This is a genomic window from Myxococcus xanthus (assembly GCF_013116825.1).
GTDB classification, from domain to species: domain Bacteria; phylum Myxococcota; class Myxococcia; order Myxococcales; family Myxococcaceae; genus Myxococcus; species Myxococcus xanthus_B.
In genome coordinates, this window is record NZ_JABFNS010000121.1 from 1 (window position 1) to 18,408 (window position 18,408).

An 18,408-nucleotide genomic window follows, 5' to 3' on the forward strand; every position below is an offset into this window, starting at 1 on the left:
GCACGCAGGAATTGCGCCCCATCCCCGCCCGCGGACAGGCGCCTCAGGGGAGAAAAGTCCACGGCGCAGCGCTTGCTATGGGGAGGGGCATACACCCGAAAGGGAAGGAACGCCGCGCCCATGAGCAGCACCGTCGCCCCAGTCCCGAGCCCGAGCCAGAGCTCCGACCTTCGCCTCGTGCCGGTGGAGATTGCCCCCGAGACGTTCTGGGTGGGCAAGCGCGATCCCGGCAACATCTTCTACGCCAACCCCTTCCTGCTGCGCTTTCGTGGCACGGACAAGAAGACGCAGCGGCCCACGGAGTTCAACCTCCTCATCGACCCGGGCTCGAGCAGCGATTTCTCCACCATCCACTCCAAGGTGACGTCGCTCATTGGTGGCATGGAGCGGCTGTCGGCCATGTTCATCAACCACCAGGACCCGGACGTGGGCTCGTCGGCGAGCATCATCTCCGCGCGCTACGCGCCCCGGGCCGGGCTGCTGTGCTCGGAGGACACCTGGCGGCTCATCGTCCACCAGAACCTGCCGCGCCACCGCTTCATCCCCACGGAGAAGTTCGCGCAGGGCCTCAGCGTGCCCACGGGCCACCGGTTACTGCCGGTCCCCTCGCCCTTCTGCCACTTCCGCGGCGCCGTCATGCTCTATGACCCGCAAACGCGCGTGCTCTTCACCGGAGACCTCTTCGGCGGGCTCACGGACTCCAACGCCAAGGGCATCTGGGCGGACGAATCCGACTGGGCGGGTATCCGCGCCTTCCATCAAATCTACATGCCGGTGAACTCCGCGCTGCAACGCGCGGTGGCGGCCATCCGCAAGCTGGAGCCAGGCGTGGAGATGATTGCGCCGCAGCACGGCCGCATCATCCGGGGAGCGCTGGTGCAGCAGTTCCTGGACCGGATGGAGAAGCTCCAGGTGGGCCTGGACATCATGGACGAGGCGCAGGACCGCACGCACCTGCAGGCCTGGAACTCCGTGCTGGACCGGGTGGTGGCGCTGGCGCGCGGCTACCTGGGCGACTCCGTGGAGGCCAAGCTGGCCGCGAGCCCGGAGCTGTCGGACACGGCGCAGTATGACGGCACGCGGCTGGTGGTGAGCCGCCTGGGCAAGTGGACGCTGGAGCACGTGGTGGACCTGCTGTGCCACGGCGAGCCGCCGGAGATCGCCGGCCCCATCATCGTCGAGGCCACCAGCGCCGCGGCCGAGTACAACCTGCCGACGCCACACCTGGACATCGAGGGCGTGGGGGCACCGTCCCACGTTTCACTGCTCGACCCCTGACAGCGACGACGCGAAGAAGCAGCCGAGGGAGGCCGAGGTGCACTCGACCGACGACGAAGACGGCGTGGCGTACCTGGGGGGCGCCGCGCCGGAGCCACATTTGCGGGTGACCCCGCCGCCGGCCATCGTGAAGCCGCCGCCCCGCGCCAGCCTCCCCCCTGTCCCGCAGCGGACGGAAACCCCTCCCGACGCGACGTTCCATCCGGTGACGCCACCTCCGGCCCTGTCGCTCGGGGAGACCCTGCGGCCAGTGACGCCCATGTCGCCGCACGGCACACTGCTCCAGGGCATCGTGGTGCCCGCGCCCTCCAGCGTCGTGCGAGGCCTGGTGCCCGGCCAGACGGTGGCCCAGCGGTACCGCGTGGAGCGCTGGCTGGGCGCCGGGGGCAGCTCTACCGTGTACGAGGCCACCGACCTCCACCAGGACCTGCGCGTGGCCCTCAAGGTCCTCGCGGTGCCCCATGCGGATGCCTCGATGGTGGCGCGCTTCCGCCAGGAGGTGGAGCACGCCCGGGCGCTGGAGCACGTCAACATCCTGCGTGTCATCGATGTGGGCGTGGACGGCGAGCGGCACTTCCTCACCATGGAGTTGCTGGAGGGCGTGGATTTGCGTCAACGGCTGCTGGAGCGGCGCGCCACGTTGGCGGAGGCGCTGCGCTGGCTCACCCACGCGACGGTGGCGCTGGAGCACGCGCACGGCCGGGGCGTGCTCCACCGCGACGTGAAGCCCGCCAACCTCTTCATCACCCGCACCGGCGTGCTCAAGCTGATGGACTTCGGGCTCGCCAAGAGCACCCACGTCATGGGGACGACGGCCCAGGGCGCGGTGCTCGGCACGCCGGAGTACATGGCTCCCGAGCAGGTGACGGGCAACCCCGCGGTGTCACCCGCCACGGACCTGTACGCGCTCGGCGTGGTGGCCTACGAGCTGTTCACCGGGCAGCTCCCGTTCCGCCACCCGGAGCCCGTGCCGCTGATGTTCCTGCACGTCCAGGAGCGCCCCGTGCCGCCGCGCACGTTGCGCCCGGCGCTGCCGGAGCCCTTCGAGCGCGTCGCGCTGCGGCTGCTGGAGAAGCGCCCCGACGACCGCTACCGGTCCGCGGCCGAGCTCCGCACCGCGCTGGCGAAGCTGTGGCCCCACGCGCTGAATGCAGATGCGTCGGTGACGGCGCGAGCACCGGCGCCGCCCCTCGCGCGCGACCGAGCGCCAGGCCCGGGAGGCGGCACGGGCTGAGCGGAGCGTGCCCGCCGTCACGCCCCCATTTCCGCTGGCTCCATCCTGCCCGGAGCCAGCAGCGCCAACCCGAGCGCCGCGACGGCCGTGAGCCCAGCGGCGATACCGAACTGTAGAGCGAAGTGCCCGCTGGCCAACGCGAGCAACGCCACCGCCAGAGAGCCGCCCAGAAGCCGCGTGGCGTAGAGCGCGCTGGTGACGATGCCCCGGTGGTGCCAGGGCGCGCGGGACTGCGGCCCAATCAACGACGTGCTGGCGGCGGGCCCCAGCCCCAGGCCGAGCACCGCCAACCCCACCAGCGCCGCGGGCACACCCCAGCCCCGCGCGGCGGCCAATGACAGCCACCCGGCCCCCAGCGCCGCCACCGCGAAGCCCACGCCGGCGCTCAGCCTCATGCCTCCGCGCACCAGCAGCTTCACGCCGAAGGTGGAGCCCACGGACCAGCCCAGCAGCATCGGCAGCAACGCCAGTCCCGCCGCCAGTGGCGTGTGACCGCCCTGCTCCGTCATCCACAACGGCACCCACGCGGCCATGCTGTACAGCAGCGAGCCGCCCGCGATGCCGCCCACGACGCCGCTGAGCACCGCGCGATCTCCCAGCAACTCCGCCGGGAGCAACGGAGACACCGTCGTGCGTTGCTGCCGCACCAGCAGCCAGCCCGCGCCCACGGCGGCCAGCGCGCAGGCCCACCGCAGGCTCGCGGCCCCCGGCTCCAACGAGAAGAGGAGCAGCGCCGCCGAGGAGCCCGCGAGCACGGGCCCCCACCGGTCCATGCGGACCTCCGGACGGCGAGGCGGGTCGCGGTAGGAGAGGTACAGCAGCGCCGCGGCGAACAGACCCACCGGCACGTTGACCAGGAACACCCAGCGCCACGAGGCGTGCATCACCAGCCAGCCGCCGATGAGCGGCCCCACGACGTTGCCCGCGCCCCAGGCCCCCGTGAACAGCCCCTGCACGGCGGCGCGCTCACGCAGCGTGTAGAGGTCGGCGGAGATGGTGAGCGTGGTGGGCTGCAACGCGCCCGCGCCCAGGCCCTGGATGACCCGGAAGGCGATGAGCCCCGGCACCGAGTCCGCCAGGCCACACAGCGCGGAGCCCACCAGGAACAACCCCATGCCCGAGAAGAAGACGGGCTTGCGTCCCAGCCGGTCCGCCAGCTTCCCGGAGACGAGCACGCCGACCGTGGAGGCAAAGAGAAAGGCGGAGAACACCCACGAGTAGAGGTGCTGCCCTCCCAGCTCCCGGGTGATGGTGGGCATGGCACTCGTCACGACGGTGCCTTCGAACGCGCTGACCACCAGGGCCAGCAACACCGCGCCCGTCGCTGTCCGCCGCGCCACGCCTGGACGCGCGCTGACCATGGGCTCCGCTGTGACGCCGCTTCCGTCCATCACCTCTCTGTACGCCCCAGCCCCCCATGCGGAAACCGCATCTTCCGCATAGGCTTCTTGCGGAATCCGCATGACCTCCGAACAGCTCCGAGCCTTCCTCGAAGTCGCCCGGGCGGGACGCCTGGCCACCGCCGCGCGTGGGCTGGGTCTGTCCCAGTCCGGCCTCTCCCGGCAGCTCCAATCACTCGAGGCCGCCCTGGGCACGCGCCTGCTCGTCCGCACGCCCGGGGGCGCGGTGCTGACAGACGCGGGAGAGCGCTTCCTGCCTCACGCCCAGCGCGCCCTGGACGCATTGACGGCGGGCACCTCGGAGCTGGAGCGGCTGTCGGGGACGCCACACGGCGTGGTGTCGCTCGGCACATTGCATACCGTGGGGGCGTACCTGCTGCCGGACATCATCCCCGCCTTCGCCCGCCAGTTCCCGGAGGTCCGGCCTCGGCTGAGTGAGGGGCTGGCACCGGCCATGGAGGAAGGCGTGGCACGCGGCGCCCTGGACCTGGCCATCCTCTCCCTCCCCGTGCGGCGCGCGGACCTGGTGGCGCAGCGACTGTGGGAGGAGTCCCTGGTGCTCGCCGTCCCGCGAGGACACCGGCTGACGAGGTCAGGCAAGCCCGTGACGATGGACGAGGTCGTGGAAGAGCCCTGGGTCGTCATCCCCGGCATGAGCGGCACCCGGGCGATGGAGGCCGCCTGTGAGGCGCGGGGCGTGACGCCCCGGCTGGCGGTGGAGACGGACAACGCGGAGGCCATGCGCCGCATGGTGGAGCGCGGCCTGGGCGTGGCGATGGTGCCGCAGTTGATGGCCCGAGACCACCATGCCCGGGGCTTCGACGTGGTGCCCCTGGCGCGCGCCGGGCTGAAGCGGCAGGTGGCGCTGATACACCGGGGCGAGGGCTACCTCACGGCCGCGGCGCGGGCGCTCAAGTCCTTCATCGTGGAGAGCGTGCGCGCCATGCCCGAACCCTGGGGCATGAGGAAGGCGGCTCCAGGCGCTCGGGTGCGCTAGCGTGCCGCGGCCGGTGGCGCCGTCTTCACGATGCGAGGCCCATCGAGACACGGAGACGCATCATGGCCCGGACGGACAGCTTCGTTGAGTACACGGTGGAACTGCTGGAGAAGCTGGGGCCCGTGAAGTCCCGGTCGATGTTCGGCGGCTGGGGGCTCTACCTCGGCGGACGGATGTTCGGGCTCATCGGCGGCGGTCAGTTGTTCCTGAAGGTGGATGAGGTCACCAAGCCGGACTTCCAGGCCGCCGGATGCCGGCCATTCATCTACGAAGGCATGAAGACCCCGGTGGAGATGGGCTATTGGACTCCACCCGCGGACGCGGCGGATGACGCCTACGCGCTCCTGCCCTGGGCCCGGAAGGCCGTGGACGCGGCGAACCGGGCCGCGCTGAAGAAGGCCCAGAAGACGGCGCGAAAGAAGGCGCCTGCGAAGAAGCGCACCTCGCGCGTCAAGCCGTCTTGATGGCCGCGGCGTCCTCCAGCCCCAGTTCGACGACGGACGCCTCGCGCATCTTGAACTTCTGCACCTTGCCCGTCACCGTCATCGGGAACGCGTCCACGAACTTCCAGAAGCGGGGAATCTTGTAGGACGCGATGCGGCCCGTGCAGAACCGGGTCAGCGCCTCGGCGGTGAGCGTCGCGCCGGGCTTCGCTCGCACCCAGGCCATGACCTCCTCGCCGTACTTCCTGCTCGGCACGCCAATGACCTGCGTCTCGCTGACGCCCGGGTGCGTGTGGAGGAACTCCTCGACCTCGCGCGGGGAGATGTTCTCACCGCCCCGGATGATGGTGTCCTTGATGCGCCCCACCACCTTCACGTAGCCCTCGTCGTCCATCACCGCGAGGTCGCCCGTGTGCATCCACCCGGCGGCGTCCACGGCCGCGGCGGTGGCCTCGGGGTTGGCCCAGTACCCCAGCATGACGCTGTACCCACGCGTGCACAGCTCTCCCGGCGAGCCGCGAGGAACCACCTCACCCGAGCCGGCGTCGATGACCTTGACCTCCAGGTGCGGATGCACGCGCCCCACGGTGGACACGCGCTTGTCCAGCGGCTCGTCCAGCGCGCTCTGCGTGGACACCGGCGACGTCTCCGTCATGCCGTAGCAGATGGTCACCTCGCGCATGTGCATGCGCGACTGCACCTGCTTCATCACCTCCACGGGGCACGGCGAGCCCGCCATGACACCGGTGCGCAGCGTCGACAAATCGAACTCACCGAAGCGCGGATGGTCCAGCTCCGCGATGAACATCGTGGGCACGCCGTACAGCGACGTGCAGCGCTCGGCCTGCACCGTCTGGAGCACCGTCAGCGGGTCGAACGCCTCGGCGGGAATCACCATGGTGGCGCCGTGGCTGGTACAGGCCAGGTTGCCAATCACCATGCCGAAGCAGTGGTAGAATGGCACCGGGATGCACACCCGGTCCTCGGGGCCGTAGCGCAGGGCCTCCCCGATGAAGAAGCCGTTGTTCAAGACATTGTGGTGCGACAGCGTGGCGCCCTTCGGGAAGCCGGTCGTCCCCGACGTGTATTGGATGTTGATGGCGTCATCGAACTGGAGCGACGCCTCGCGGGCGGCCAACGCGTCCTCTGAAACACCCGCCGCGCCATCGAGCAGCCGCTGCCAGTCGTCCTCCAGGACGAGCGCCGCCTCCAGGCTGGCGCAGCGCGGCTGGACCTCCTTCACCATGCCCCGGTAGTCCGTCTGCCGGAAGGCCCGTGCGTGGAGCAGCACCTTCGTGCCGGACTGGTTGAGGGCGTACTCCAGCTCCGAGGTGCGGTAGGCCGGGTTGATGTTGACCAGGATGGCGCCGATACGGGCCGTGGCGTACTGGACGGCCACCCATTCGAAGCGGTTGGGTGACCAGAGCCCCACCCGGTCCCCCTTCTGGACGCCCAGGGCCATCAACCCCCGGGCCACCTGTGAGGTGAGCGCCCAGAGCTGTTGATACGTGGCCCGAAACCCCTGGGACGCCACCACCAGGGCCTCCCGGTCGCCGTGGCGCTCGACGGTGCGGCGCAGGTTCTGGCCAATCGTCTCCCCCAGCAGCGGGGTGGTGCTGGTGCCATGGGCGTAGGAAGGGACCGGATTCTGGGACATGGCGTCATCGTCCCGCCGAGCGGGACACGCGGCAAGCGCCGCGAACCACCGCTGTCCAACGCGTGGCAGGGGGGCGTGGGGGAAGGCGGCATGCACCGCCAGCGAGGGCCCCCCCGAGGGGCCAGTCCCCTCCTGGGAAACGACAGTCAGCCCTGAAATCAGCCATTACGCCGTGCAGCCAGCCCACGCACCGCGTTAGAAACCGGGACTCATGGATGACTCCAACGCCAGGCTGGTCGCGGCCCTGCTGGAAGCCCGGCAGCGACACTGCTTCCCTGCGGACGTACGGCGCGCGGCCCCCGAATTCGTAGGCCAGGTGCTCGGCCTGCTCTTCCCCCACTTCGCCGAGCGCCTGGAGTGTACGGCCGCCGCCGTCCACCGCGACGTCACCACCGTGGAGGCCAGCCTCCACCGCATCCGGGACACGCTGGCGCCCCTGTACCCGGGCATTGAACGGGACTTGCCGGCGCGCTTCATGGAGCGGCTGCCCGGCCTGTACGACTGGCTACGACAGGACGCGGACGCCATCTTCGAGGCGGACCCGGCCGCACGCACCGTGGACGAGGTCATCCTCACCTACCCGGGCTTCACCGCCATCGCCATCTACCGGGTGGCCAACGCGCTGCACGCCCTGGGCTTCCCGCTGCTGCCTCGCTTGCTCACGGAGTACGCGCACCAGCGAACCGGCGTGGACATCCACCCGGGAGCCACCATTGGCCGGCGCTTCGTCATCGACCATGGCACCGGCGTCGTCATCGGTGAGACGACGCTCATTGGCGACAACGTCAAAATCTACCAGGGCGTCACCCTGGGCGCGCTCGTCGTGGAGAAGGGGCTGACGGACAAGAAGCGTCACCCCACCATCGAGGACGACGTGGTGGTGTACGCCAACGCCACCATCCTGGGCGGAGAGACCGTGGTGGGCCGGGGCAGCATCATCGCCGGCAACGCCTGGCTCACGCAGAGCATCCCTTCTCAATCCGTGGTTACCCGCCGCAGCGAAGTGCGTCAGCGCGGCGAGAATGGCTCGCTGGACGCACTCGAATTCCACATCTGACCCACCGACGAGGCCCCTCACATGAAGGTGAACAACATCCTGGAGACCATCGGAAACACGCCGCACGTGCGCATCAACCGGCTGTTTCCGTCCCGCGTGACGGTCCATGTGAAGCTCGAGCGCGCCAACCCGGGCGGCAGCATCAAGGACCGCATCGCGTTGTCCATGATTGAGGACGCGGAGCAGCGCGGCCTGCTCAAGAAGGACAGCGTCATCATCGAGCCGACCAGCGGCAACACCGGCATCGGCCTGGCCATGGTGGCGGCGGTGAAGGGCTACAAGCTGGTGCTCGTCATGCCGGAGTCCATGAGCGTCGAGCGCCGGCGGCTGATGGCCGCCTACGGCGCCACCTTCGAGCTGACCCCGCGCGCGCAGGGCATGAAGGGCGCCATCGCTCGCGCCAACGAGTTGCTGTCGCAGGTGCCCAACTCGTGGATGCCGCAGCAGTTCGAGAACGAGGCCAACATCGAGGTCCACCGCCGCACGACGGTGCAGGAAATCCTCAAGGACTTCCCGGAAGGGCTGGACTACCTCATCACCGGCGTGGGCACCGGCGGGCACATCACCGCGTGCGCCGAGGAGCTGAAGAAGGTCTGGCCGAAGCTGAAGGTCTTCGCCGTGGAGCCCACCAAGTCAGCCGTCATCAGCGGCGGCCAGCCGGGCCCGCACCCCATCCAGGGCATTGGCGCCGGCTTCATCCCGAAGAACCTGCACAAGGAAGCGCTGGACGGCGCGATTCAGGTGACCGAGGAGGACGCCTTCGAGTTCACCCGCCGCGCCGCGCGTGAGGAGGGCATCTTCGTGGGCATCTCCACCGGCGCCGCGCTGTCCGCCGTGAATCAGAAGCTGGGCGAGATGACCGACGGCAGCCGCGTGCTCGCCTTCAACTACGACACGGGCGAGCGCTACCTCTCCATCGAGCCGCTCTTCCCGGCCCAGTAGTCCAAAGGGCCCTCAGCCGCGGTGCGTCCGCACCAGCTCCACCAACCGGTCCATCTCCTCGGGCAGGTTGTAGAAGTGGGGTGAGAGGCGGACGCGCCCGCGGCGCACCGAGAGGGCCACCTCCCGTCCGGCGAGCCACGCGCCGAGCGCGCGGGCCTCGCCCTCCGGAGGCAGGAACGTGAGGATGCCCGCCCGGTGCTCCGGCGCGGGCCCCACGTCGCAGCCCAACCCACGCAGCCCTGTCTCCAGTTGGCCCAGCAGCTCGCGGATGCGCGCGGAGATGGCGTCCACCCCCACCTCGTGCAGCAGCTCCAGCGCGGCGCCCAGGGCGTAGATGCCGGTGTACGCGGCGCTGCCCTCCTCCAGCTTGCCCGCGTCCGGGCGCAGCTCGAAGTGGCTGCGGTTGAAGTTCCAGGCGTCGGTGGTGCTGCGCCAGCCCACCAGCACGGGCCGCAGCCTGGGCAAGACGTCCTTGGCCACATAGAGGAAGCCGATGCCGGCGATGCCCAGCATCCACTTGTGGCTGTCCGCGCTGAGGAAGTGGACGCGGCTCTTCTTCACGTCCACCGGGATGCAGCCCACGCTCTGGATGCCGTCCACGCAGAGCAGGACGCCCGCCCGCTCGCACAGGGCGCCCACCGCGTCCAGGTCCGTGCGGTAGCCGGTGGCGAACTGCACGGAGGACACGGCCACCAGCCGGGTGCTCGGGGTGAGCGCGGCGGCCACGGCTTCCGGCGTCACGCCCCCGTCGGGCGTCTGGATTTCGCGCACGGTGACGCCGCGGTCCTTCAGGTGCAGCCAGGGATAGACGTTGGAGGGGTACTCCAGGGAGGAAGCGACGACGACCTCGTCGCCGGGCTTCCAGTCCAGCCCCTCGGCCACCAGGCCCAGGCCGTGGCTGGTGTTGCGCACGAAGGCAATCTCACCGGGCTCGGCGTTGATGAGGCGGGCGGCCAGGCCCCGCACGCGCTCGCAGTGGGCCTCCCAGCCGCGCTCGTGCTTGATGCCGTGGTGGACGATGTCCTCCATCCACCCGCGCACGGCCTCGGCGGCGCGCAGGCTGGTGGGGGCCACACCGGCGTGGTTGAGGTAGAGCTGCTCTCTCAGCACGGGGAAGAGGTCTCGGTAGGATTCGAGCGAGCGCGTCATGGGCCCGGAGTGTAGCCACGTCGCCGCGCCGCGCCGTACTTCGTGAAGGCCGGGTGTCCGCCGTGGACAGACGCGGTGGTTTTTCCGTCCCACCGCTGGATGCGATATGCGTCGGGGCCTGCTCGCCGCGGAGGACCCATGCGCCGCACCATCCTGGACGCCATGAGGAACACGTTGTTCGTGGGCGCCGCCCTGCTGGCGGGCTGCGCGGGAACCGTTCATGCGCCCTACCCGCCCATCCGCGCGGACCTGTCCCCCGCCGCCCTGGAGCGAGGGGCCGCCATCTTCCACGCGAGCTGCGAGTCATGTCACCGCGGGGGCGACGCGGAGACGGCGTCGGGCGCGCCGCTGCGCGAGCTGCCCTCGTACATGGGGCGCTTCTACGCGGCGAACCTCACGTCGCATGCCGAGGCGGGCATCGGCGCCATGACGGATGAGGAGTTGGCGAGGGCCATCCGCTACGCGGTGAGCCGCGATGGACGGTTGATGGTGATGCCCAGCTACGGCATGGGCGACGCGGACCTGGCCGCGGTGCTGGGCTTCATGCGCTCCGGGCACCCGCTCTTCACGCCGGATTCCGTGCCCGCGCCCCCGTCGAAGTTCAGTTTCTTCGGCGGTATCGGCTTCCGCTTCATCACCGGGAATGAGCCGGTGGAACGGCCCGCCTCGGGCATCCCCGTTCCGCCCAAGGCGGCGACCCGGGAGTACGGCCACTACATGGCGCATGACGTCTACGACTGCGCCTCCTGTCACACGGATGGCTTCAGCCCTCGGAAGACAGAGGGCGATGACGTGTTCGCGGGTGGCATGGCGTTCGTCGACCCGGAGGGAAGGAACGTTCATTCCAGCAACATCACGTTCCACGAGACGGGGCTGGCGCATTGGACGCTGGAGGACTTCACCCGCGCGGTGCGTGACGGACTGGCGCCGGATGGCTCCGTGCTGCGCTCGCCCATGCCTCGCTTCCGGGGCATGGACGAGGTGGAGGCACGAGCGCTCTATGACTATCTGCGCTCGGTGCCCCCCAGGAAGAACGCGGTGAAGGGCGCGCGGCCGCGGCTCACCGCGGCGTCAGTCCGCCCGGACTGGGGCACGGAGGAGGCGGAGGAGCAGGGCGCGGAGGCACGCCCCGATGCGGCGCAGGCCGGCGTGCCCGATGAGACGCGCACGGGAGATGTTCCCAACGCCAGCGCGTCCGTGAAGGGAGCAGGGGAAGAAACCTCGGCTCCGCCCGTTTCCCCCGCGCAACCTCCGGCCAGCCCTCAGGGCACACCGGGAGAAGACGCCCATGCCGCAGTGACGCCTTCGGCCTCGGCGACCGCATCCGGCTCGGCGATGCACACGGCGCCCGGAGCCACCGGCACGAGCGCGGCATCGGCACCGTCCGCGAAACCCGATGCGGCCCACACCGCTGCGGCCGGTCCCTCCACGCCGGCCAGCAAGCCCGCCCCCACCCGCAAGCCGCGCCCCGCTGCGCCCAAGGTGGACGCCCCCGGCCTCTTCGTGAAGCTCGGCTGCGCGAGCTGCCACGCGCCTGGCGCGCGGTATCACGACCGGCTCGCCAAGGTCGCCTCGCGCAGCGAGGCCGAGCTGGTCCGGTGGGTGCGAAACCCCGAGCAGTTCCTCCCTGGCACGCCCATGCCCACCTACGCGGAGTTGATTGACGAGAAGACCGCGCGTGCCCTGGTGCGCTGGGTGAAGGCGGGAGGCCTGGCCACGCTGCCCTCCAGCTCGCGCTGAGCCGCGCCCCCAAGCGCGCGGAAAAAACGCCCCGGAAATGACCGAGGAAACCCCCTGCTGGCGTATCCCGTCTGGAAGTTCTCAGCGGGCACCTCGTCGAGGCACTCGCTGGGCGCGTACCACCCCGGAGCCAACCGGCCCCAGCCCCGGGGTGGTGCGTGAGACTTCCCACCGCACCGTCGGCTGGCACGCCAGCGTCTCCGGCTACAGGGACGGCTGCACCCGCGCCGCCGCTCGCGTACGGTGCGCCGCATGACGGAGTGCCTCCTCAACGTCGACCTGGGCGAGCTTCCTGGTGAAGACGAACAGCTCTACGCGCTGGCCCATGTGGCGAACATCGCTTGCGGCGGGCACGCCGGGGACGAGGCCTCCATGCGCCGGGCGCTGGAGCGGTGCGAGCGGCATGGCACGCGCGTGGGCGCGCACCCGTCCTACGAGGACCGAGAGGGCTTCGGCCGCCGCGCGCTCGAGGTCACGCCGGAGCACCTCCGGGCGCAAGTGGCCGCGCAGTGCGGCCGGCTCGCGAAGCTGGCGGCTGACCGTCATCAGCCCGTGACGTACGCCAAGCCCCACGGCGCCCTGTACCACGCGGCCAATGCGACACCGGCCCTGGCTCGCGCGGTGGTGGCGGGCATCGTGGAAGCGCTGGGGGCCGCCGTCACCTTCATCGGCCCCGGCACGGGCGCGCTGCACGACGCGGCCCTGGCCGCGGGGCTGGCCTACGCCCGCGAGGGCTTCGCGGACCGAGGCACCCGGCCAGACGGCTCGCTGATTCCCCGAGGACAGCCCGGCGCGGTGCTGACCGACCACGCCCAGGCGCGGGCCAACACCGTGCGCCTGGCCACCAGCGGCGGCGTGGACACCGTCTGCGTTCACGGCGACACGCCCGGCGCGGTGGCGCTGGCGCGCGAGGTCCGCGCCACCCTGGACGCGCTCGAACTTCGCGCCGAGCCTCTCGGTGAAGGCGCCCTGCGACTGGTCCTTCCCGAGGGACTGGAGCGGCGCGCCGCGCGCGAGGCCCTCTGTGCCATGCCCGGCGTCCTCGACGCCGTCATCACCGAGGCGCACGCCTGCGTGTACTTCGCCCCGGATGCGCCACCCGAGGAGCCTCGGCTCGCGCTGGCGCGGCTGCTGCGCATCCCTGCCCCAGTGGCCGGCCGGCCCCTCACGACCATCTCCGTGAGCTACGACGGGCAGGACTTGCGCGCGGTGGCGGAACGCGCGGGCCTCACCGAGGACGAAGTGGCTCGGCGCCACACGGCGCGCGAGTACACGGTGCGCTGCGTGGGATTCCTCCCCGGGTTTGCCTATCTGGGCGAAGTCGACCCGAGCATCGCGGTCCCCAGGCTGGCCACGCCCCGCACGCGAGTGCCTGCCCTCGCGGTGGGAATCGCGGGGGGGCGCACGGGGGTCTATCCCTTCGCATCGCCTGGGGGCTGGAACCTCATCGGCACCGCGCTGGACTTCACCGCCTTCACACCCGAGGAGGGCTCGGTGCTTCAGCTCGGGGACCGGGTGCGCTTCAAGCGGGTGGACCGATGACGGGCTGGCTGGACATCACGGGCGTGGGTGCGCCCGTCACGGTGCAGGACGCGGGACGCCCGGGGAAGATGCACCACGGCGTGCCTCCGGGAGGACCGCTGGTCCCAGAGCTGCTCGCCCTGGCCAATCTCGCCGTGGGCAACGCGAGTGGAGCGGCGGCGCTGGAAGCCTTCGGCCGGTTGGAGCTGCGCGCCCGAGGCCGAAGCGTTCGCGTGTCCATGGACGGACAGGCCTTCACGCTGGCGGAGGGAGAGCGCCTCACCGTCCCCGCGCCCGAGTCGACGAGCGTGCGCTATGTCGCGGTGGACGGCGGGCTCGCCGTGCCGGAAGTGCTGGGTGGACGCGGCACACTGCTGGTCGCGCGCCTGGGCGGACACGAAGGCCGCCTGCTGCGGTCGGGAGACAGCCTGCCCCTGGGTGACGCGAACGAGCGCGCCGAGGCGCGAGCGCCCGGTGCGTCACTGGATGCAGCGGCGCCCATCCGCGTGACGCTCGGACCGGACAACCGCCGCTTCGAACCAGCCACCGTGGCAACCCTGCTGTCAGGCGCCTTCACCGTGTCCGCGGCCACCGACCGCGTGGGGATGCGGCTCCAGGGGCCATCGCTCCCCCATGGAGACGAAGGCACGGGCACGTCGCGCCCCATGGTTCGTGGGGCCATCCAGGTGACGCTTTCAGGAACACCCATCGTGCTGGGCCCCGACCATCCGACGACAGGTGGCTATCCACTCATCGCGACAGTCATTCGCGCCGATTGGGGGCGACTGTGCGCCCGCCGCCCAGGAGCCGCTGTCCGGTTCCAGGAAGTGAGCCTCGAAGAGGCACGGGAAGCGTGGCGGCTCCACGCGGAGCACTTCGGCGTCAAAGGAAGGCCACCCCCGCCCCCCTGAGCTCCAGCATCCAGGGGACGCAACTTTTTCCGGTTTCAACCGATACTGGAGAAGATGAGTCCCCCAAAAATCGGTTCCCGAGCCCCCGTCCGTCCCACCGAGCTCCGCGAGCCGCCCCGCCCCGCTCGCAACGAGGTCAAACCCCAGGCCAAGGCCCCGGTGACCCGGCCCGGCATGTCCGGGGTGTCCCAGTTCGAGTCTCCGCCCGCCCGGCAACAGCCCGTGGCGCTGAACGCCCCCGCGGCCCTGGTGCGCGGCCCGAGCGTCGCGCCGGGCAGCTATCCCACCGCCTCGGACGTGCGGAACATCGCCGCCATGCAGGACCCGGTGGCGCGCAACCATGCGATTACGCAGGGCTATTCGGACCTGTCCAACGCCATGGGTCAGCTGCTGGGCACGGAGAACGCCAACTGGTCCACCTTCGCGACCTGGGCCTCGAAGCAAGCCGGCGTGAGCATCCGCGGCGAGGACATGCCCAAGTTCTTCACGGACGCGCTCAAGGGCGCCGACGGCGTCATGGGGCCGATGTCCAAGGTGGACGACCTGCTGCGCAAGCTGGGCCTCCCCTCGCTGCCGCTGGGCGACATCGCCTCGGCGGGCAACCAGGCGCTCCAGAACGTCAGCAAGGCCATCGCCGACGGCAACAAGCTGGTGTTCGAGGAGGTGGGCCAGGAGTTCGCCCGCTTCGTGGAGACCTTCCAGGGCGACACCCAGTATGACGCCGCCAAGGCGGAGCAGTACCTGAGCGGCTTCCCCGCGGACAAGCCGCTGCTGAAGGAGGCCTTCGGCCACTACGCCCAGGCCATGTTCGAGAAGGACCCGAACAAGAAGGCCGAGCTGATGCTCCTGGCCAACGACAAGGTGGGCCTGCACGAGCAGACGCAGCTCCAACCCTACGTCGAGAAGGCGCTCAACTCGCCGGTGAAGGACACCTTCCGCGACATCCTCAAGCAGACCGTCGAGGCGCAAATCAACGCGCTCCCCTTCCCCGCCAACCTCGCGGGCAAGGCGGCCTTGAAGACGGGCCTGGTGGACGCGGCGCTGAACCCCGTGGTGGATGGCGTGGCGAACGTGTTCCGCCGCGTCGCCACCGAGCACATGATGAAGCTGGCCGTGCCGGGCAGCGCGCTGAAGCTGGGCAATGATCTGCCGCCGCCTCCGGGCATGGAGTCCACGCTCTTCCCGCCGCACCTGCGCTCCATCGAAAACCCCGAGCTGCGCGCGCTGCTGGGCCAGCTCGACAAGAGCCAGGACAGCCTCAAGGGCTCCGGGGCGAAGGACTGGAGCAAGCTGGACCAGCGGATGAACTACATCGTCGACCTCTTCCGCTCGCGGCAGTCGGACCCGGCGCTGTTCGACCCGCCGTTCGGTCAGCGGGGCACCTACCCGGTGGCGCCCTCGGCACCGCGCGTCTCCTAGGCGCGCGGTTTCAAGGCTCACGCCTCGTCGACGACGAACTGCTCCAGCCGGGCGATGCCCAGCTTCTTCATCCGGCTCTGGAGCGTGGACGGCTTGAGCCCCAGCAGCGCCGCGGCCCCATTGGCGCCGTAGACGCGGCCCCGCGTGAGCGTGAGCACTCGCATGATGTGCTCGCGCTGCACGGCCGCCAGCGTCAGCACGGGGGGCAGCTTCGGCCCTCCCGCCGCGGGCGCCGGCTCCTCCGGCAGGGCCGCCACCCCGGCCGCGCCGCGCGTGGGAACGTCGAAGGACTCCGGCCCCAGCTCCGTCCCTCGCGTGAGGATGGTGGCCCGCTCCAGCACATTGGCCAGCTCGCGCAGGTTGCCCGGCCACTCGTAGGTCTCCAACCGCACCAGTCCCTCTGGCGTCACCCGCATGCCCCGCCGTCCCGTCCGGCGCGCCTGTTCCTCCAGGAGGAAGGCGCACAGCTGCGGCAGGTCCTCGCGGCGCTCGCGCAGCGGCGGCAGGCGCAGGGGGAACACGCTCAACCGGTAGTAGAGGTCCTCGCGGAAGCGCTTCTGGGCGATGGCTTGCTGAAGGTCCACGTGCGTGGCCGCCAGGATGCGCACGTCCGCGCGCACCGTCTTGTCGCTGCCCACCGGCTCGAATGTCTTCTCCTGCAGCGCCCGCAGCAGCTTCGCCTGGAGGTCGAAGGGCAGCTCGCCCACTTCATCCAGCAGCAGCGTGCCGCCATGCGCCATCTGGAAGCGTCCGGCCCGGTCCTTCGTGGCGCCGGTGAAGGCGCCCTTCACGTGGCCAAACAGCTCGCTCTCCAGCAAGCCCGCCGGAATGGCAGCGCAGTTGAGCGTGACGAAGGGCTGGTCCGCGCGGGCGCTCCAACGGTGGATGGCGCGGGCCAGCCGCTCCTTGCCCGTGCCCGTCTCACCGGTAATCAGCACCGGCGTGTCCGTCTCCGCCACCTGCCGCGCCCGCCGCGCCAGGTCTCGCATCACCGGGCTCTTCGACGTCTCGAGGATGCCCTCTGAGTCTCCGCCGAGCTGCGCCTCCAGCAGCTTCGCGTGCTCGTGGTCCTGACGGTGGAGGCGCTCGAAGGTGGCGCGCTGCTCGGCCGACTGGATGGCCGTGGCCAGCATCTGCCCGTACACCTCCACCAGGTCCACCACCGGCTGGGGGTACGTCTCACACTCGGCCCGGTCCAAGGAGAGCACGCCGTAGCAGCGCTCCCCCGCGCACAGCGGCACCACCATGCACGAATGCCCCGGCGGCAAATCCAGCACGCCGTCGAAAGGGTCTCCATCCCCGTGGGCATGGTCCTCTTCCGTGAAGGCCTTCGCCCGCCGCGTCTCCAGGGCCTGCCGCAGCGAGGGGAACTCCGACAGCTGCAACGAGTGCTGCCGCACCTTCGCGTTGGCCAACGGCCCTCGCGCGGCCACCGACACCAACCGGCCCTCCTTCAGGAGGAACACCGTGGCCAGGTCGAAGCGCACCACCCGCGTCAGCCAGTCGAGCCCACGGCGCAGCAAATCCCCGACGGAATCCTCCGCCGTTGCCAGCTCGATGAGGTCCCGAGCGTCCTTCGCACCGTCGATGGCGCCTGAAAAGTCGTCCTGCATACCTACGAAATAATAGGGTTCCACCGAAATTGCAGTGAGGCAGGCACCGAGATTTCGTGGCCTGCCGTCCAAGCAACCGCTCCAGACCAGAAGATCCGCCGCAACCCCCGGGATACAAAGCGATTCTTTTGAACATTCGGGGCGGGGCCACCTTGTAGGTGAACGGAGCACGCGTTCGCGGCCGTACATTCGAGCCGTTGCCTGTCCGGAGTGGGTGCAACCACGCGGCACTTCTCGTATTTTCCGCCCGCTCGTGAGGGCCACGAGCGGCCAGTCTTCCCCGGTTCGTCGAACCACCGAAATTGCAGTGGCGAAACGCACCGAGATTTCGTTAGACACCGGCCCAGCGGCGCCGACCCAGTGGGGGTGAAATCCAAACCCCTGGAATCATTGATTCGAGGTTCTGGCACGGTGACTGCTAAGCGGTAGGACAGAACACGTTCACTGGGGTCGGCTCACCGCCGGGCCCCCATCCCAAGGAGCCGTAATGCTGACCGTTGGCGACAAGATCCCGAACTTCAAGGTGAAGGCCACCGTGTCCCTGGAGAAGGGCAAGGAGTTCCAGGACATCACGAACGAGACCTTCAAGGGCAAGTGGCTGATCCTGTTCGCGTGGCCGAAGGACTTCACCTTCATCTGCCCCACGGAGATCGCGGAGTTCGGCAAGAAGAACAAGGACTTCACCGACCGTGACGCGCAGGTCCTCGGCCTGAGCACCGACAGCGAGTTCGTGCACCACGCGTGGCGCACGCACCACCCCGACCTGAAGAACCTGCCCTTCCCGATGCTGGCGGACATCAAGCACGAGCTGTGCAACGCGCTGGGCATCCTCCACAAGGAAGAGGGCGTGGCCCTCCGCGCGACGTTCATCGCGGACCCCGAGGGCATCATCCGCCACGTGACGGTCAACGACCTGTCCGTGGGCCGCAACGTCTCCGAGACGATTCGCACGCTGGACGCGCTCCAGACGGACGAGCTGTGCCCCTGCAACTGGACCAAGGGTGAGGAGACCCTGACCCAGAAGCTGTCGAAGGCGGGGTAATCCAC

At 70.1% G+C, this 18,408-nt stretch carries 15 protein-coding genes; 11 read left to right on the forward strand and 4 right to left on the reverse strand.

Translation table 11 applies throughout. The annotated features are described in order from the left end of the window. Positions 1 to 120: 120 nt before the first annotated feature. Together HNV26_RS28455 and HNV26_RS28460 are read left to right on the forward strand one after the other, a co-directional pair. On the forward strand, positions 121 to 1,278 hold the full coding sequence (locus HNV26_RS28455; protein ID WP_171443990.1) for an oxygen-binding di-iron domain-containing protein: 1,158 nt from the start codon (positions 121 to 123) through the stop codon (positions 1,276 to 1,278). A 37-nt stretch (positions 1,279 to 1,315) separates the two neighbouring features. Further along, complete coding sequence (locus HNV26_RS28460; protein ID WP_171443991.1) at positions 1,316 to 2,512, forward strand: serine/threonine-protein kinase; 1,197 nt, start codon at positions 1,316 to 1,318, stop codon at positions 2,510 to 2,512. A gap of 17 nt (positions 2,513 to 2,529) precedes the next feature. Here the strand turns inward: HNV26_RS28460 and HNV26_RS28465 are convergent, their stop codons facing one another. After that, the gene (locus HNV26_RS28465; RefSeq protein WP_171443992.1) at positions 2,530 to 3,903 is read right to left on the reverse strand and encodes an MFS transporter; all 1,374 of its coding nucleotides are present in this window, start codon (positions 3,901 to 3,903) and stop codon (positions 2,530 to 2,532) included. A 70-nt stretch (positions 3,904 to 3,973) separates the two neighbouring features. Here HNV26_RS28465 and HNV26_RS28470 point away from each other — a divergent pair, with 70 nt between their 5' ends. Together HNV26_RS28470 and HNV26_RS28475 are read left to right on the forward strand one after the other, a co-directional pair. Further along, the gene (locus HNV26_RS28470) at positions 3,974 to 4,909 is read left to right on the forward strand and encodes a LysR family transcriptional regulator (RefSeq protein ID WP_171443993.1); all 936 of its coding nucleotides are present in this window, start codon (positions 3,974 to 3,976) and stop codon (positions 4,907 to 4,909) included. Between the two features lie 62 nt (positions 4,910 to 4,971). Then, positions 4,972 to 5,373 carry a TfoX/Sxy family protein gene (locus tag HNV26_RS28475; RefSeq protein ID WP_171443994.1) on the forward strand — a complete coding sequence of 134 codons (402 nt, stop codon included), beginning with the start codon at positions 4,972 to 4,974 and terminating at the stop codon, positions 5,371 to 5,373. On the opposite strand, the gene HNV26_RS28480 is transcribed toward HNV26_RS28475, so the two are convergent. Further along, entirely contained in the window at positions 5,360 to 7,009 is a 1,650-nt protein-coding gene (locus tag HNV26_RS28480) for an AMP-binding protein (protein ID WP_171443995.1), read from the reverse strand. The two genes, HNV26_RS28475 and HNV26_RS28480, sit on opposite strands and share 14 nt — an antisense overlap. Positions 7,010 to 7,220: 211 nt before the next feature. Here HNV26_RS28480 and epsC point away from each other — a divergent pair, with 211 nt between their 5' ends. Both epsC and cysK read left to right on the forward strand, forming a co-directional pair. Next, the gene (epsC, locus tag HNV26_RS28485; RefSeq protein WP_011551683.1) at positions 7,221 to 8,066 is read left to right on the forward strand and encodes a serine O-acetyltransferase EpsC; all 846 of its coding nucleotides are present in this window, start codon (positions 7,221 to 7,223) and stop codon (positions 8,064 to 8,066) included. Positions 8,067 to 8,087: 21 nt separating this feature from the next. Beyond that, a complete protein-coding gene (gene cysK / locus HNV26_RS28490; RefSeq protein WP_171443996.1) occupies positions 8,088 to 9,008 on the forward strand; it encodes a cysteine synthase A in 921 nt (306 codons plus the stop codon). A gap of 12 nt (positions 9,009 to 9,020) precedes the next feature. On the opposite strand, the gene HNV26_RS28495 is transcribed toward cysK, so the two are convergent. Beyond that, positions 9,021 to 10,157 (reverse strand): aminotransferase class V-fold PLP-dependent enzyme, encoded by a 1,137-nt coding sequence (locus HNV26_RS28495; protein WP_171443997.1) that lies wholly within the window; start codon positions 10,155 to 10,157, stop codon positions 9,021 to 9,023. 138 nt (positions 10,158 to 10,295) lie between these two features. Here HNV26_RS28495 and HNV26_RS28500 point away from each other — a divergent pair, with 138 nt between their 5' ends. The 4 genes from HNV26_RS28500 to HNV26_RS28515 all read left to right on the forward strand — a co-directional run bounded on the left by HNV26_RS28500 (position 10,296) and on the right by HNV26_RS28515 (position 15,748). Further along, positions 10,296 to 11,897, forward strand: a complete 1,602-nt coding sequence (locus HNV26_RS28500; protein ID WP_171443998.1) for a c-type cytochrome — start codon at positions 10,296 to 10,298, stop codon at positions 11,895 to 11,897. A gap of 252 nt (positions 11,898 to 12,149) precedes the next feature. Then, on the forward strand, positions 12,150 to 13,439 hold the full coding sequence (locus HNV26_RS28505; protein ID WP_171443999.1) for a LamB/YcsF family protein: 1,290 nt from the start codon (positions 12,150 to 12,152) through the stop codon (positions 13,437 to 13,439). Next, on the forward strand, positions 13,436 to 14,329 hold the full coding sequence (locus HNV26_RS28510) for a 5-oxoprolinase subunit C family protein (RefSeq protein ID WP_171444000.1): 894 nt from the start codon (positions 13,436 to 13,438) through the stop codon (positions 14,327 to 14,329). Before HNV26_RS28505 ends, HNV26_RS28510 begins: the two co-directional genes overlap by 4 nt. Before the next feature lie 54 nt (positions 14,330 to 14,383). Next, positions 14,384 to 15,748 carry a hypothetical protein gene (locus HNV26_RS28515; RefSeq protein WP_171444001.1) on the forward strand — a complete coding sequence of 455 codons (1,365 nt, stop codon included), beginning with the start codon at positions 14,384 to 14,386 and terminating at the stop codon, positions 15,746 to 15,748. Between the two features lie 17 nt (positions 15,749 to 15,765). Here HNV26_RS28515 and HNV26_RS28520 read toward each other — a convergent pair whose 3' ends face one another. After that, on the reverse strand, positions 15,766 to 17,361 hold the full coding sequence (locus HNV26_RS28520) for a sigma 54-interacting transcriptional regulator (protein ID WP_171444002.1): 1,596 nt from the start codon (positions 17,359 to 17,361) through the stop codon (positions 15,766 to 15,768). A 487-nt stretch (positions 17,362 to 17,848) separates the two neighbouring features. Between HNV26_RS28520 and HNV26_RS28525 the strand changes: the two genes are divergently transcribed. Next, positions 17,849 to 18,403 (forward strand): peroxiredoxin, encoded by a 555-nt coding sequence (locus HNV26_RS28525; protein ID WP_171444003.1) that lies wholly within the window; start codon positions 17,849 to 17,851, stop codon positions 18,401 to 18,403. Positions 18,404 to 18,408 lie beyond the last annotated feature (5 nt).

Excerpts from the sequence above, each read along its gene's own strand:
- HNV26_RS28455 (WP_171443990.1), top strand. The coding sequence starts at position 121 with ATGAGCAGCACCGTCGCCCCAGTCCCGAGCCCGAGCCAGAGCTCCGAC.
- HNV26_RS28465 (WP_171443992.1), bottom strand. The coding sequence starts at position 3,903 with ATGGACGGAAGCGGCGTCACAGCGGAGCCCATGGTCAGCGCGCGTCCA.
- HNV26_RS28470 (WP_171443993.1), top strand. The coding sequence starts at position 3,974 with ATGACCTCCGAACAGCTCCGAGCCTTCCTCGAAGTCGCCCGGGCGGGA.
- HNV26_RS28475 (WP_171443994.1), top strand. The coding sequence starts at position 4,972 with ATGGCCCGGACGGACAGCTTCGTTGAGTACACGGTGGAACTGCTGGAG.
- HNV26_RS28480 (WP_171443995.1), bottom strand. The coding sequence starts at position 7,009 with ATGTCCCAGAATCCGGTCCCTTCCTACGCCCATGGCACCAGCACCACC.
- epsC (WP_011551683.1), top strand. The coding sequence starts at position 7,221 with ATGGATGACTCCAACGCCAGGCTGGTCGCGGCCCTGCTGGAAGCCCGG.
- cysK (WP_171443996.1), top strand. The coding sequence starts at position 8,088 with ATGAAGGTGAACAACATCCTGGAGACCATCGGAAACACGCCGCACGTG.
- HNV26_RS28495 (WP_171443997.1), bottom strand. The coding sequence starts at position 10,157 with ATGACGCGCTCGCTCGAATCCTACCGAGACCTCTTCCCCGTGCTGAGA.
- HNV26_RS28500 (WP_171443998.1), top strand. The coding sequence starts at position 10,296 with ATGCGCCGCACCATCCTGGACGCCATGAGGAACACGTTGTTCGTGGGC.
- HNV26_RS28505 (WP_171443999.1), top strand. The coding sequence starts at position 12,150 with ATGACGGAGTGCCTCCTCAACGTCGACCTGGGCGAGCTTCCTGGTGAA.
- HNV26_RS28510 (WP_171444000.1), top strand. The coding sequence starts at position 13,436 with ATGACGGGCTGGCTGGACATCACGGGCGTGGGTGCGCCCGTCACGGTG.
- HNV26_RS28515 (WP_171444001.1), top strand. The coding sequence starts at position 14,384 with ATGAGTCCCCCAAAAATCGGTTCCCGAGCCCCCGTCCGTCCCACCGAG.
- HNV26_RS28520 (WP_171444002.1), bottom strand. The coding sequence starts at position 17,361 with ATGCAGGACGACTTTTCAGGCGCCATCGACGGTGCGAAGGACGCTCGG.
- HNV26_RS28525 (WP_171444003.1), top strand. The coding sequence starts at position 17,849 with ATGCTGACCGTTGGCGACAAGATCCCGAACTTCAAGGTGAAGGCCACC.